11 protein-coding genes are annotated in these 15,358 nt (G+C 37.9%); 9 read left to right on the top strand and 2 right to left on the bottom strand.

Going from position 1 to position 15,358, the window contains the following annotated elements; genetic code table 11:
* Positions 1-165: 165 nt before the first annotated feature.
* A complete protein-coding gene (locus ACNHOZ_RS16680; RefSeq protein WP_221831750.1) occupies positions 166-2,919 on the top strand; it encodes a CHASE3 domain-containing protein in 2,754 nt (917 codons plus the stop codon).
* Between the two features lie 18 nt (positions 2,920-2,937).
* Positions 2,938-3,792, top strand: coding sequence for a CheR family methyltransferase (locus ACNHOZ_RS16685; RefSeq protein WP_048018540.1), 855 nt, complete (start codon positions 2,938-2,940; stop codon positions 3,790-3,792).
* A gap of 30 nt (positions 3,793-3,822) precedes the next feature.
* On the opposite strand, the gene ACNHOZ_RS16690 is transcribed toward ACNHOZ_RS16685, so the two are convergent.
* Both ACNHOZ_RS16690 and ACNHOZ_RS16695 read right to left on the bottom strand, forming a co-directional pair.
* Positions 3,823-4,962, bottom strand: coding sequence for a SpoIIE family protein phosphatase (locus tag ACNHOZ_RS16690; protein WP_028413961.1), 1,140 nt, complete (start codon positions 4,960-4,962; stop codon positions 3,823-3,825).
* A 186-nt stretch (positions 4,963-5,148) separates the two neighbouring features.
* Positions 5,149-5,763 carry a LysE family translocator gene (locus ACNHOZ_RS16695; RefSeq protein WP_048018541.1) on the bottom strand — a complete coding sequence of 205 codons (615 nt, stop codon included), beginning with the start codon at positions 5,761-5,763 and terminating at the stop codon, positions 5,149-5,151.
* Between the two features lie 289 nt (positions 5,764-6,052).
* Between ACNHOZ_RS16695 and ACNHOZ_RS16700 the strand changes: the two genes are divergently transcribed.
* The 7 genes from ACNHOZ_RS16700 to ACNHOZ_RS16730 all read left to right on the top strand — a co-directional run bounded on the left by ACNHOZ_RS16700 (position 6,053) and on the right by ACNHOZ_RS16730 (position 15,198).
* Positions 6,053-7,426, top strand: coding sequence for an amino acid permease (locus tag ACNHOZ_RS16700; RefSeq protein ID WP_048018542.1), 1,374 nt, complete (start codon positions 6,053-6,055; stop codon positions 7,424-7,426).
* Between the two features lie 171 nt (positions 7,427-7,597).
* Positions 7,598-8,290 (top strand): Crp/Fnr family transcriptional regulator, encoded by a 693-nt coding sequence (locus tag ACNHOZ_RS16705; protein WP_048018543.1) that lies wholly within the window; start codon positions 7,598-7,600, stop codon positions 8,288-8,290.
* Between the two features lie 36 nt (positions 8,291-8,326).
* Positions 8,327-9,043, top strand: a complete 717-nt coding sequence (locus ACNHOZ_RS16710; protein WP_048018544.1) for a YjjG family noncanonical pyrimidine nucleotidase — start codon at positions 8,327-8,329, stop codon at positions 9,041-9,043.
* Between the two features lie 221 nt (positions 9,044-9,264).
* Positions 9,265-10,953, top strand: a complete 1,689-nt coding sequence (gene ggt / locus ACNHOZ_RS16715; protein WP_048018545.1) for a gamma-glutamyltransferase — start codon at positions 9,265-9,267, stop codon at positions 10,951-10,953.
* Between the two features lie 587 nt (positions 10,954-11,540).
* Entirely contained in the window at positions 11,541-12,995 is a 1,455-nt protein-coding gene (locus ACNHOZ_RS16720) for a glycoside hydrolase family 68 protein (RefSeq protein ID WP_447697242.1), read from the top strand.
* Between the two features lie 96 nt (positions 12,996-13,091).
* The gene (locus ACNHOZ_RS16725) at positions 13,092-14,654 is read left to right on the top strand and encodes a glycoside hydrolase family 32 protein (protein WP_048018547.1); all 1,563 of its coding nucleotides are present in this window, start codon (positions 13,092-13,094) and stop codon (positions 14,652-14,654) included.
* 109 nt (positions 14,655-14,763) lie between these two features.
* Complete coding sequence (locus ACNHOZ_RS16730) at positions 14,764-15,198, top strand: ferritin-like domain-containing protein (RefSeq protein WP_013056263.1); 435 nt, start codon at positions 14,764-14,766, stop codon at positions 15,196-15,198.
* Positions 15,199-15,358: the final 160 nt, after the last annotated feature.

Genomic DNA, 15,358 nt, shown 5'->3' on the forward strand with positions numbered 1-15,358 from the left:
GTGTATAATAGGAATGTTGACTTGATAAGAAAAAGAGAGAAGCCTTATCAAGCAAAGGAAGATGGAGTGGAGAGTGTGTACTGAAAGTGAAATTGTCCAGCGGCAAAAATAAACATGTTTTTCGAATGCTTCTAGAAGAATATCTAGAATGAAAGTAGGAACATTATGGAAAAGAAAATGAGGTTTGGCATCAAATCTAAAATTATTATTGGATATTTAATTGTTATTGTCTGTTTATTTATTGCATTTATTGTTTTAAACAGTCAAATTTCATCTTTGCAAAAAGAGCGGAATTTTATCATTGATCATGATATTGAAGTCCATGATCTGACCAATCGAATTGAAAAGCACCTGCTTGATATGGAAACCGGACAAAGAGGCTATATTATTACAGGAGAAGCGAGTTACTTAGAACCTTATAACAGTGCAGCAACAAGTTGGGAAAAAGATTATAATGCGCTGTATCAGCTTCTAAATAATAATCCAAATCAGCAGGAGAAACTGGAGAAGATTAAAGGAAGTATTCAAGACTGGATTGAAGCTGCTGGTGAACCGACCATTGCATTAAAAAAAGAAAATAATACAAAAGAGCTTCAGCAATTTTTTGAGAAAGATCCTGGGCGCCAGTATATGGACGATATACGCAGCCAGTTTACTTCTTTTAGAAATGTAGAGAAAAAATCGACTGAAACAAGAGCAACAGAGTTAGACGAGAAAAATCAAAAAATTAAAATTGGACTTTACGGTTTGCTGTTATTCGTTACGCTTATTTCACTTGCTATCGCTATTGTGTTGTCTAATTCTATTGTGAATACGATTAAAGAAGTTACGCAAACGATCAAACGAATTACGGCTTCAAAAGGCGAGTTAAAAGGAAGAATTAAAGTTCGATCTAATGATGAAATTAAAGATTTAGGGCTAGCCACGAACGCGTTGTTAGAAAATATTGAAGAGCGAAACTGGCTTCAAACGAACATTGCTCATGCTGTAACGATGTACCAAGGCATAGCATCTGTAGACAAGCTTGCGGAAAAATTTCTCTTTACGGTTTCAGAAATGACACAAGCTTCTTTCGGAGCATTTTATGTTCGAGAGGAAAATGATAAAGGAAACTTATTCGTCAAACAAGCTGCTTTTGCAGATAGAAAAGGCGACGCGGGAAGAGAGAGCTTTTTGATAGGCGAAGGGCTCATTGGACAAGCTGCTTTAGAGAAAAGAACCTTTGTCATAAACGATGTACCTGACACGTACCAGCTCATTACTTCAGGATTAGGAGACGTAAAACCTAAGAGTATTTTTATTGTACCCGTCTTGTTTGAAGATGAAGTAATTGCTGTTATCGAGCTTGCATCGCTGCACGAGTTTACAGTTTTAGAGCAAGAACTTATTAGTCAAGTGATTGAAACGTTTGGTCTCACTATCAATGGCGTAATTAGACGTATGGAAATTGCTCGTCTATTAAAAGAATCTCAGGCGATGACAGAAGAGCTCCAAGCTCAGTCTGAAGAACTTCAAACACAATCAGAAGAACTGCAAATGCAGTCTGAAGAGCTGCGTATGATTAATGAACAGCTAGAAGAAAGAACAAAAGACGCAGAAGAAAAATCGTTTGAATTAGAGGCTGCAAAAGAAGATTTAGAAGAAAAAGCGCATCAGCTGGAATTGAATTCTCAATATAAATCTGAATTTCTTGCTAATATGTCGCATGAGCTTCGAACACCACTTAACAGCATTCTTATTCTGTCTGAAATGCTTGAGGAAAACGCAGCTAAAACGCTATCTGAAGATGAAGAAGAATACGCTCGTATAATTCATTCTTCAGGAAAAGACTTGCTCGCGTTAATTAACGATATCTTGGATTTATCAAAAGTAGAGTCTGGAAAACTAGATATTTTACTAGCTGAGATGAATATGAGTGAGCTTCCGGATCAAATCGAACGTAATTTCAGCCACGTTGCTGAGCAGAAAAACGTACAATTGAAAATTAATAAAGCACAAGATGTACCGGACATCATTCACACAGATGAAAAGAGATTCCAGCAAATTGTGAAAAATCTTTTATCAAATGCATTTAAATTTACGGAATCGGGATCTGTCACAGTATCCATTCAACGAGTAGCTGACCATCGTCTTACAACAGCTATGCGTACAGTTGATACGGATTGCTGGCTAGAAATAGCTGTAGCTGATACAGGGATTGGTATACCAAAAGAAAAGCATCAGCTTATCTTTGAAGCGTTTCAGCAGGCAGATGGAGCTACGGTCCGCAAGTACGGAGGAACGGGACTTGGCTTATCTATTTGCAGTGAGTTTGCAAAATTATTGGGCGGCTGGATTTCTCTAAGCAGTGAAGTAGGAAAAGGAAGTACGTTTACGCTATACCTTCCTAGCCTCTCTAATGGTCTTATTGACTATGAAAAAGTGAATTTTGCATATGAAGAAGTAGCGGTATCTGTAGAAGAAGCTGAACCTGAAGCAGAAATAACTGAAATTGATCATTCTGTACAACCAGTTGAATCTTCACTGCAAGATGGTGAAAATGTGTTTCAAGATAAGCGAGTGCTCATCGTAGATGATGACCAGCGCAACATCTTTGCCTTAAAAACTGCGCTAGCTAAACAAGGTATGACCATTATGACAGCTCATAACGGAATAGAGTGTCTTGAAATGATGGAGAATAGTGAACCATTTGATCTCATTTTAATGGATATTATGATGCCGCAAATGGATGGATATGAAGCCATGCAGAAAATCAGAGGAGAGCTAAAGCTTGTTGATTTGCCTATTATTGCATTAACCGCTAAAGCGATGAAAAACGATCGTGAAAAATGCTTGGAAGCTGGAGCATCAGATTATATCAGCAAACCTTTAGATTTAAATCAGCTGTTCTCCGTTATGCGTGTATGGCTAGTAAATTAAGCGGGGTATGAAACATAAATGGATATGAAGCACCTAGATTTAAGTGAAGACTTAGTTATGAATAAAAAAACGGATTTAGAGATTGATTTACTGCTGACGGCTATTTATCGATTAACGGGATTCGATTTCAGACAGTACGCTAAATCTTCTATTTGTCGCCGAGTCTATAATCGAATGAAAATTGAACGTATTCCAACCGTGTCTCGATTGTTAGAAAAAGCGATTCACGAAGAAGAATTTATGAATCAGCTTTTAAATGATTTTTCAATAAATGTAACAGAGATGTTTCGCGATCCAAGCTTTTTTAAAGCATTTCGCACAAAAGTGATTCCGGTATTAAAGGATTATCCGGAAATTCGCATTTGGCACGCTGGCTGTGCAACGGGCGAAGAGGTATTTTCTATGGCGATTCTTTTAGAAGAAGAAGGGTTAATGGATAAAACGGTCATTTACGCAACCGATATGAACGAAGATGTATTAGAAAAAGCAAAACAAGGCGCCTTTTCTTTACGTAAAATGAAGTCATATACAAAAAATTATATTCAAGCCGGAGGAAAGAATGCCTTCTCGGAATATTATCAAACGGATCATCACTATGCATATTTTCATCCGTCGCTGTTAAAAAGTATTATCTTTGCTCAGCATAATTTAGTCACGGATCAGTCATTTAATGAATTTCACGTCATCATTTGCCGAAACGTCCTTATTTATTTTACAGCTCAGCTGCAAAATCAAGTGTATAATTTATTTTCAGAAAGCCTGTGTGTAAAAGGGTTTCTTGGACTTGGCGATAAAGAAACGCTTCGCTTTGCTGAGGGAGCAACTTCTTATATTGAGTTTGCAGGGAACGAGCGCATCTATCAAAAGCAATAAAAAAAGACCTCATTTGTGAGGTCTTTTTTATTATGCTTGTGCTTGAATCATAAGCACGCACATGTCATCAGGCTGATTTAACTTTTGTTCTTCTGAGAAAATTTCATTCATAAATGCCTGCGGATTTGTCCATTTTTGTTCAGTAAGTTGTTGAAGACGAAGAGCAGATTCATTTTCGCAAGGGCCCATCGATTCAAGAGCTCCGTCTGTAAATAGCAAAATTTGCACATCGTTCTCAAAGCTGACAACAGATTTCTGAACGTCCATTTCTTCAAAAAACCCTACTGGGCAGCTTCCTCGTTGAAGAGGAACGAGCGTATGTTCATCCACTAACATATAACCTTCTGGGTGCCCGGCATTCACATATTCTACTGTCTTAGCTTCCGTATCAATCACTAAATAAATAGCAGTGAAATAGTAAGGAATTTCATCTTTTTCGCTGTGCAATAATTCCATGTAGCGATTCAACTCTGTAATAACCTGCTCAGGGTCTATGAGGGACTTGATAGCTTCTCTGAGCACAGACGAAATAAACATACAAACAAGCGAGGCAGAGATGCCGTGCCCCATCATATCAAAAAGAATAATACCGTACCGGTGCTCGTCGATTTTGTGCCAATAGTACATATCACCCGCTAATTTAAAAGAAGGATAATATGAAACTTCCATTTGAATATCTTTCTCTCGTAAAGGGGGGCTGAGTAAGTTTTGCTGTACGTGCGTAGCTAAATCTAACTCAGTTTGAATTTTCTTTTCATGTTCCGTGTGCCAGTCAATTTCTGCTTTAAGGCGTAAGGCTACCCGCATACGAGCCAGCAGTTCCACTTTATTAATTGGTTTTGTGACGTAATCTGTTCCGCCAGCGTCTAGAGCTTCTACTAATTTGCTGCTGTCTTCTAGGGCTGTGACAAAGATAATTGGAATATGTTTTAAGCGTTCTACCTGTTGAATTCGCCTGCAAGCTTCGATTCCATCAATTTCGGGCATCATAATATCAAGTAAAATCAAATCGACCGAATTCGTTTTTGAGTTCTCATCGTCCAGGTTAAGATAGTCAAAAAGCGCATGGGCAGACGTAAGAGACACACAGTTATCGTAGCCAGCGCCTTTTAGAATTTTTTCAATCACAAATAGATTGACTTGATTGTCATCTACGAGAAGAATGGTCATGCTTTATTTCCCCTTATTATGTTTGAAGACTATTGATTGAGTATGTAGTTTTCAAGCATTTTTTATACTTTTTCTGTTTTTCTATTTATCTATTATACAGAAAACACAGCGTTTAGGGTATTTTTTAAGATTATTCTTTTCTATTAAAAAAGTCACTTGTCCCCAGAAAAGGAGACAAGTGACTTTTTATAGCAACTTGTATAACGCAAATATCCCGAAAGTCAGTACCACCGCTCCCGAAATACGATTTACCCAGATCAAGCTGTTATTCGTAAACTTCGACCGGGCAAGACTAATAGCAAAACTGAGCGAGAGCCACCAGCAGGCCGATCCTAAAAATACGCCTGCAACCATTGTCAGCGCAGAAGCAACATCAAATGCTGATTTACTAATGCCTACACCAGAAAACACGCCAATAAAAAATAAGATCGTCATTGGATTCGTAACCGTTAAAAAGAGAACGGATGTATACGAACGAAGCAACCCTTCTCCTTTAGCAGCAGCAGCGTGCTCTGCAGGTTGAGAACGAAAAGTTTGTACACCTAAATAGCATAAAAATAATCCCCCAATCAGCTGAAGCCAAATCTTTTGGGTTAATAAAAAGTTTGTAATGAACGTTAGGCCAAACGCAGCGATGCATCCATAAAGAGCATCTGCTGTAGCTGCTCCCAGCCCGGATACAAATCCGTGTAATCGCCCTTTAGATAACGTGCGGTTGATGCATAAAATACCAATGGGACCGACGGGAGCAGCAACGGAAAAACCGATCACTAACCCCTTTAGAAAATAAAATAAGTTCATCTTTTACGTTGCTCCTATGAAGTTTTTCTTTAGTATAGTACAAAAGCAATTATGAATGAAGCTAATTTTGAGAAAGGTGTTAACGCATGTTTTTAGTCTGTTCGGGTACATCATAATGGTGTGATAGAAAACATTATTAGTGATTTTGTTTTAATCATTAAAAAGTTAAAATGCTAAATTATTTTACACAGAAAATTAAATGTAGTAAAATAATTCACTGTTACATATATAGAAAGATCTACCACTATAAAGTAGTCATTCGTAATGAGATGAAGAGAGGTTAGTCATCATGAGTAATCTGTTTGCAAAAAAAGATGTTAATAAGCTGTTAGAGGAAAATGCAGCAAAAGAATCAACTAAGACACTAGGGTTATTTGATGTTATTTTGATGGGAGTAGGAGCAACCATTGGGACAGGAGTGCTGGTTATAGCAGGACTAGTTGCCGCCAGGGATGCAGGGCCCTCGGTCTCCGTTTCATTTATTATTTCTGCAATAGCCTGTATTCTTGTTGCGTTGTGCTATGCAGAATTTGGTTCAGCTGTTCCAAGTTCAGGAGGCGCATATACATACATATATGTTTCATTAGGGAAATTTGTAGCGTATTTAATAGGGTGGTCCATTGTAGGATGCTATACGGTGTCTTTAGCGTCTGTAGCAGGCGGATGGTCTTCTTACGTAAATAATGTGCTTACTGAGTTTGGTATTAGACTTCCTGAATCGTTAACCGCCATACCGAGCGACGGAGGTATCATTAACCTTCCGGCAGTATTTATTGTGCTGTGCATGTCGTTTTTATTAACAAGAGGGGTAAAAGAAAGTAAAAAAATAAATAACTTAATGGTTTTAATCAAGATAGGTATTGTTCTTTTATTTGTAGCCGTCGGCGTCTTTTTTATTCATACAAATAACTGGCACCCATTTACTCCTTTTGGTGTGAAAGGGATCTTTGCAGGCGCAGCTTCCGTCTTTTTCGCTTATAACGGATTTGATGCCATTTCTACTTCGGCAGAAGAAGTGAAAAATCCGCAAAGAAACTTGCCGCTAGGTATTTTGATTGCACTAAGTGTTTGTGCAGTCATTTACGTAGTAATTGCATTAGTATTAACAGGAATGGTTTCTTATAAAGAGCTAAACGTAGGCGATGCGTTGTCATATGCGCTCAATAGTGTAGGACAAGAATGGGCAGCGCTCATTGTATCTATCGGAGCGGTTATTGGTATTATGGCCGTCGTATTTGCTTATTTGTTTGTCGTGCCCCGCATACTGATGTCAATGAGCGATGATGGATTATTGCCGTCTCTTTTTGCGAAAGTGAACCAAAAAAATAGCGAGCCTGTCATATCTACATGGCTTGTGGGGGCGTTAGGCGCGATCGTAGCTGGTTTTGTTGATTTAAAACAGCTGGCAGATTTAGCGAATATGCTAGCGATTGTTACGTTTGCTGCCGTTTCATTTTCAATTTTAGCTCTTCGAAAAAGTCAGCCTAACTTAAAGCGCGGTTTCAAAGTACCTTTTGTACCGTTCATTCCAATTCTTGCTATTCTTTGCTGTATCTTTCTTATGTTTAACTTATCAATGGTAACGTGGATGTACTCAATCGGCTGGATGCTGATTGGCGTCTTTATTTACGTTGGATACGCCAGAAAGAACAAGAGCGTTTAACAAAAAGACTCTAAGCCAACGAGCTAGAGTCTTTTTTGTGTATATATTTCTTTTGAAAGGGATCTATGAACATAACGTAAAAATTAAAATTTTATTCGGGACATATGTCCTTTTTATTTTGGGAAGTGTTATTGTTTAATAAAAAGAAACCGTTATGATGGAGAGGAAAACATGAGGGAAATTACGAGTGAGAAACAGCTGCTGGAGTATATAAATACTTATAAATTAGAGTCAGTTTTCAAGAAAGACTTACTACCGCATTTGTCACTGTATGATGTGGAGGCAGGAGAACGTCTTTGTTCTCAAGGAGACGTGTCTCACTGCTTGTACATACTGGTGAAAGGCAAGGTTAAAGTTTATACCATATCGCCCGAAGGCAAGACGCTTGTTCTTTCCTTTAAACAGCCCCTTGAAGTGATAGGCGATATTGAGTATGTACAGGATGTTGATATTATGAATACGGTTGAAGCCGTTTCACCTTTAGTTGTAATTGGTATACCATACAAACGATTAAAACAGCATGCGAGCGATGATCCACAGCTGCTGACGTTTTTACTGGAAATGCTCACAAAAAAGTTTTGCGCAAAATCGAACTCGCTAAGCTTTAATTTAATGTACCCAGTTGAAGTGCGGCTGGCTAGCTACTTGCTCTCTATTTTTTGTGAAGAATCACATTTGGTTATGGATCAAAAAACAGAAAGCCTAAAAGATATAGCCAATTTAATCGGAACGACTTACCGGCATTTAAATCGTGTTCTTCAGAAATTTGTAGCGCAAGGAGTTATTGAAAAAAAGAAAGGCTCCATTATTCTCAAAGATAAAGAAAAACTGAGCTGTCTAGCAAACGACAATATATACGAGTAGAAAAAGCAATAGATTAGTTGAAGGGGAAAGAGAAGAATGAAAACATACAGAACGCTTCTATTTGACATTGATAATACGCTTTTAGATTTTAACGCAGCCGAAGAGCAGGCTTTACAGCTTCTTTTTGCTAACCACAATATTCCGTTGACTGATGAAAGCAAAAAACGTTATAGCTTGATAAACCAGGGGTTATGGACAGCTTTTGAAGAAAATAAAATAAGCCGTGAGCAAGTTGTAAATACTCGCTTTTCTACTCTATGTAAAGAATATGGAATAGAGAAAGACGGAAAGCTGCTTGAAGCAGAGTACCGAACGTATTTGAATAATGGTCATCAGCTAATTGACGGAGCTATTGAGGTAATTAAAAACCTGAGCGGTTACTATGAGTTATATGTGGTTACAAATGGCGTATCGGCTACACAATATAAGCGCCTTCAGGACTCAGGTCTATATCCTTATTTTAAAGAAGTATTTGTTTCAGAAGATACAGGTTTTCAAAAACCTATGAAGGAATATTTTGATTATGTTTTTTCACGTATAAAAGAGCTGTCCGTACATGAAACATTGATTGTTGGAGATTCTTTGAGTGCAGACATTCAAGGCGGGCAGCTGGCCGGTATTGATACGTGCTGGTTTAATCCTCAGAAAAAAAAGAATGATACAAATTGGAAGCCTACCTATGAAATAGGAAGGCTTCAAGAGCTTTATAACCTGCTGAACGTAAATAATGAAGCAGCTTCGGTACAAGTGTAAAAGTGTATAAACGGTAGAAAAACTAAAAAAGCGCCAGCTCTTTTGTTAAATAAAAAGGACTGGCGCTTTTTCTGTTTTATAGATTTCACAGGGCTTAAAATACGCTAGGGATATCGGTCTAGGTAAAGTAATCAATACAAATTTAAACAGTTTTATCCCAAATGCAATAGGGTATTTTAACAATATCCCAGATAAAGTAAGTAACTAGGAGGTCGTAAAAGATGATTAATGGAAAAAGCTTATCTCGTTCAGGAAAGAGTTCATATAGAAGAGAAACAGCGGTTGGAAAAACAGGAATGGTAGCCAGTGCTCATCCAATTGCAACAGACGCCGGAGAACAAGTGCTAAGAGCTGGAGGCAACGCAATTGATGCAGCAATTGCCGTTCAGTTTGGGCTCAACGTCGGAGAACCGATGATGACCGGTATTGGAGGCAGCGGCTTTTTTATGGTGTATCACAATGAAAGCAAAACAACTAAAATTTTTGACGGGCATTCTCAGGCTCCTAAAGCAGCTTATCCTGAAATGTTTCTTGATGAAAATAAAGAAGTTATTCCGTTTAGAAAGCGTTCTACTCATGCAACGGCAATTGGAATTCCAGGAATTTTAAAGGCGATGGAAGCAGCTCGTAAAGAGTATGGAACAAAACCCCTTGCTGAATTGATTGAACCGGCTGCCAAAGCAGCAGAAGCAGGTGTGGAAACAAACTGGGTTCTTGGAGATATTTTAAAAACATACGCTTACCGACTAGGAGAACATGCTAAGCAGCTATATTCTCCAAACGGCAAGCCTATGCAAGAAGGAGATATGATTAATAAAAAAGATCTTGCTAAAACATTTCGTATTCTTCAAGAAAAAGGTATTGAGGCTTTTTATGAAGGTGAAATTGCAGAAGCCATTATTTCAACGATCAAAGAGCACGGCGGTTTTATGGAACTGTCGGATTTGAAAGAATACCAGATTAAGATCGATGAGCCCGTGTGGGGAGATTATAAAGGATACCGAATTGCTTCTTCCAACATGCCTAGTGCAGGAGGAACCACCGTGCTGCAAATCTTAAAGCTATTAGAGGACTTTGATGTGTCTCAATACGACGTGAAATCTTGGGAAAAGTATTATTTGTTTGCAGAAGCTATGCGCATTGCATTTTCAGATAAAATTGCATTCTCTGGAGATCCAGCCTGCAGTGACATTCCACTAAAAGGGCTTTTAAATGACGAATATATAAAGGAACGTCAAAAATTAATTAATTGGAAACATAAAAATGAGAAAGTTGATTTTGGCAACCCGTGGAATTATGAGAAAGGCCAAAAAGTAAACGTTGTGCGTCAGCCTTATGAACCTGAACGTGAGCTTAGTGAAACAACTCACTTCACCGTAGTTGACCGCTGGGGTAATATTGTCGCTTGTACATCAACTGTGGAACATCCTTTTGGTACAGGAATTATGGTTAAAGACCATGGGTTTTTACTCAACAACGAGCTTACTGATTTTGATGCTATTCCTGGAGGATTAAATCAAGCAGATGCAGGAAAGCGTCCGGTTAGCTGTAAAAGTCCAACCATCGTTTTTAAAGATAGCGAACCTGTACTCACTCTAGGATCTCCAGGCGGACCAACGATTGTAGGGTCTGTGTTTCAAACACTTATGAATGTCTTAGACTATGGAATGGATATAAAAGAAGCGATTGAAGAACCAAGAATTTTTAATAGTACAGGATCACTTATCGGTTGGGAAGCCGGAGTGGATATGAATGCCAAAGGAGAGCTAGAAGCCATGGGATTTAATTTTGGAGATGAGCCATTCCCAATCGGAAATGTTCAAGGGATTCAAATTGATAAAGAAAACGGCCGTTTATTTGGAGCAGCTGATTCCAGCCGTGAAGGAAAAGCAACTGGCTTAGACTCTTAATAGTTAAAAAATGCATTGTACGCCCTCTCTTTTGTAAAAAGAGAGGGCGTACAATGCATTAAAAAAGATAAAAATGAGTAGGTAAAAAGAAGGAATATTTTTTTCTGAAAACATACTTTAGACCTTTATTATTATCAGCCTAATCTTCAGAAAGGAAAAAGAATAGAACGTTTTCATGTCCGGCTAATAAAAAAAAGGTACTGATTTTTTAAGAGATTAATGAAAACAGAATGGTCGGAAAGTATAAAAAACGGAATAGCGTTTTCAATGCTGGAAAGATAAAGTGTTTAATCATGTAGAAGTATAAAACGAAACGTCTGGAAATCGTGTTTTGAAATGTAAAAAAAGCCGTACACTTTTGTTGGAAAAACGGTTACATAAAAAGGGCTCTTACACGTAAACTTTGGTCCTAGTTACAGCTCAATGAAAAAGATAAAAATGAGAAATAGCTACATTTGGCATGTTTGACTTTCGTCATTTATCCAAGTAATCTTTTGGTTGAACGGAACCGGTTCTGTTTTCGGATTTTTGATAGCTAATTGAATTAATAAATTTATATTCTTTACTAACACAAAAGGAGAAAACATATGAAAATGAAACGAGTTGCTAAGCATACAACTGCTGCTACATTGGCTGCAGCCCTACTAGTAGGTGGAGGATATCAAACATTTGCTAAAGGAAATGACAGTAAAGACTTTAATAATAGCTACGGCATTTCGCATATTACTCGCGATAATATGGTGAAAATTCCACAGCAGCAAAACAGTGATCAGTTTAAGGTTCCTGCTTTTGATGAATCCACTATTAAAAACATTGCTTCTGCTAAAGGAAAAGATGCATCAGGAAATACAATTGACTTAGATGTATGGGACAGCTGGCCATTACAAAATGCTGATGGAACAGTGGCGACTTATCATGGATATCAAATTGTGTTTGCCCTAGCAGGTGACCCAAAAGATTCGAATGACACGTCTGTTTATCTTTTCTATAAAAAAGCTGGAGACAAATCGATTGACAGCTGGAAAAACGCTGGAAGAGTGTTTAAAGACAGCGATAAATTCGTTCCGAATGACCCGCATCTTAAAAATCAAACACAAGAATGGTCTGGTTCTGCCACGTTAACAAAAGATGGTAAAGTTCGTTTATTCTATACGGATTATTCAGGTAAACAATACGGAAAACAAACGTTAACGACAGCTCAAGTGAACATGTCTCAGCCAGACGATACTACGTTAAAAGTTGACGGAGTAGAAGATTACAAGTCAATCTTTGATGGTGACGGAAAGATTTATCAAACGGTTCAGCAGTTTATTGATGAAGGCGGGTATGACACAGGAGATAACCATACGCTAAGAGATCCTCACTACATAGAAGACAACGGACATAAGTACCTTGTTTTCGAAGCGAACACTGGAACAGAAGATGGCTACCAAGGCGAAGACTCTTTATATAACAGAGCATACTATGGAGGAAACAATCCTTTCTTCCAATCTGAAAAGAAAAAGCTTCTTGAAGGATCTAATAAAGAAAAAGCTTCTTTAGCAAACGGGGCTTTAGGCATTATTGAGTTAAATGACGACTATACGCTTAAAAAAGTAATGAAGCCGCTTATTACATCAAACACAGTTACAGACGAAATTGAACGTGCAAACATCTTCAAAAAAGATGGAAAATGGTATTTGTTCACCGATTCTCGCGGATCTAAAATGACGATTGATGGAATCGGACAAGATGATGTGTATATGCTAGGCTATGTTTCAAATACGTTAACAGGAAAATATAAGCCTTTAAATGATACAGGATTAGTTCTTCATATGGATTTAGATCCTAATGATAAAACATTTACGTATTCTCACTTTGCTGTACCGCAAACAAAAGGAGATAATGTCGTTATTACAAGCTACATGACAAATAGAGGCTTTTATGAAGACAACCACTCTACATTTGCACCAAGCTTCTTAGTGAACATTGACGGTTCAAAAACATCTGTTGTAAAAGATAGTGTTCTTGAGCAAGGTCAGTTAACAGTAGATGAAGACTGAGCGCTTTGCAATAGCAACAAAAGAAAATGGTGATTGTAATCACCATTTTCTTTTGTTTTATTCGATGTAGACAAAAAAGAGAAAGGCGGGGTTTGTTTGAAGAAAAAAGGTGCTTATAAATGGATAACGCTTGCCGTTCTTTTAGTTGTAATAGCCGGACTCATTATAGCAGGCGTATCCAAAAAAGAGGATACAAAAGATCGAGGAAAAGAAAAAGGAAATAAAAGTGAATCCACTTATCGCCCGGTGTATCATTTTAGCACGCCTGATAAATGGAAAAATGATCCTCAAAAGCCCATTTATTTTGACGGAGAGTATCATTACTATTACTTATACAATCATGATTACCCTAAAGGGAACGGGACGGAATGGCGACATGCAACGTCTAAAGATTTGGTTCATTGGAAAGATAAAGGAGTAGCTATTCCAAAGTATACAAATAAAAATGGCGATATATGGTCCGGATCCGTTGTAGAAGATAAAGAGAACACAGCAGGTTTTGGTAAAGGCGCAATTGTAGCGATTATGACCCAGCCTTCTGCTGATGGACAAAAGCAAGAACAGTATTTATGGTATAGCACCGATAGAGGAAAAACCTTTAAATCATATAGCAAAAATCCTATCGTGCCTAATCCAGGCACCAAAGATTTTAGAGATCCCAAAGTCATATGGGATAATGAACATGACAAGTGGGTTCTCGTCATGTCAGAAGGTGAAAAAATCGGATTTTATGAATCTTCTAATCTAAAGGATTGGACATATACGGGAGGATTTGTAACTAAAGATATTGGCATTACCGAATGTCCAGACCTTTTTCAAATGAAGGCAGATGACGGGACAATCAAGTGGGTTCTCGGGACAAGTGCAAATGGAAAAGAAAACGGAAAGCCAAACACCTATGCTTATTGGACAGGAAATTACGATGGAACAACATTCACTCCCGATATGGATGAGCCACAATGGCTAGATCATGGTTTTGATTGGTACGGAGCAGTCACGTTTAAAGACGGTAAAAATGAGGATTCTTTAGAAAAACGCTACGCTTTTGCATGGATGAACAACTGGGATTATCCAGATAAGACACCAACGATGAAAGATGGGTTTAACGGATTCGATTCAGTAACCCGTGAAATTACGCTTTCAAAACAAGACAACGATCAGTACAGCCTGTTATCAAAGCCTGTCGAAGAATTAAATCAGCTAACTGATTCAACAAATTCTCTCAAGCAAGTAGAAGTAAACGGAGAGAAAAAGTTAAAGATAAAAGGTGAAGCTTATCAGCTTGATACAGATATTTCATGGTCAGATGCAGAAAATGTAGGCTTACGACTTCGAGAGTCCGCAGATCAAAAGCGGCACATTGATGTCGGGGTTTTTGCAAAAGATAACGTCTCATATGTGAATAGAAGCTATAGTAATCAGCCTGATCAAAGCAAAAAATATGTGGAAAGCCGCGATTACTTTGATGCAAACAAGAAAAATGTTCATTTGAAGATATTGGTAGATAAAACAAGTATTGAAGTCTTTATTGATGATGGAAAAACCGTACATTCTAGCGAGGTGTTTCCTCGTCACAACGACCAAGGAATTACGCTTTTTTCCCAAGGAGGAACGTCTTTCTTTAAGAACATAGAAATCAAACATTTTCGTTCCAGTTAGTAAATTCCCTATTTTTAAAAAAGGGAGCAGAATATCACCTTATTATGGTTTAGGACTCGTTAAAAAGGGTATATGCCTACTAACAGTAAATGAAAGGGTGTTTATTCAAATGGAAGAGAAAATGAGACAACTAATAGAGGGACTTAATACCGATTTAGCGGGTGAATATTCGGCGGTTATTCAGTACACTTACTATGCGTCTACAGTAACCGGCCTAGAATATCAAATTTTAAAACCTTTCTTTGAAGGAGAAATTCCTGACGAGCAAGGGCATGCCCTTTATTTATCAGAAAAAATCAAAAACCTTGGCGGTGAGCCAACAACAAAGCCAGCTGAGGTGAAGCACGTCTCAAACGTGACGGAAATGCTTAAAGAAGCGAGCAAGGCTGAAAAAGAAACGATCCAGCGCTACGAAGAGCGTAAAAAACAAGCAGAAGAGTTAGGATTAACAGAGCTTGTTGTCAAACTTGAGGATATGATTGCAGATGAAACAAATCATATGGAAGAAATGGAACGTTTATTAAAAGATCCCCGACTAAGTTAATCATACAAAATACGTAAAAAGCATCCCGTAACATGATATGCTCCCAATTAAGTAGACAGAGTAAATAAAAAATCTGTTTACTTAATTGGGGGCTTTTTTATGAGAAGAAAAACTTATTCTTCACAGGAAAAATACGAGATAATCTTAGCATATGAAAAGC

The sequence above is a fragment of the Priestia sp. D51 genome, from assembly GCF_053345675.1.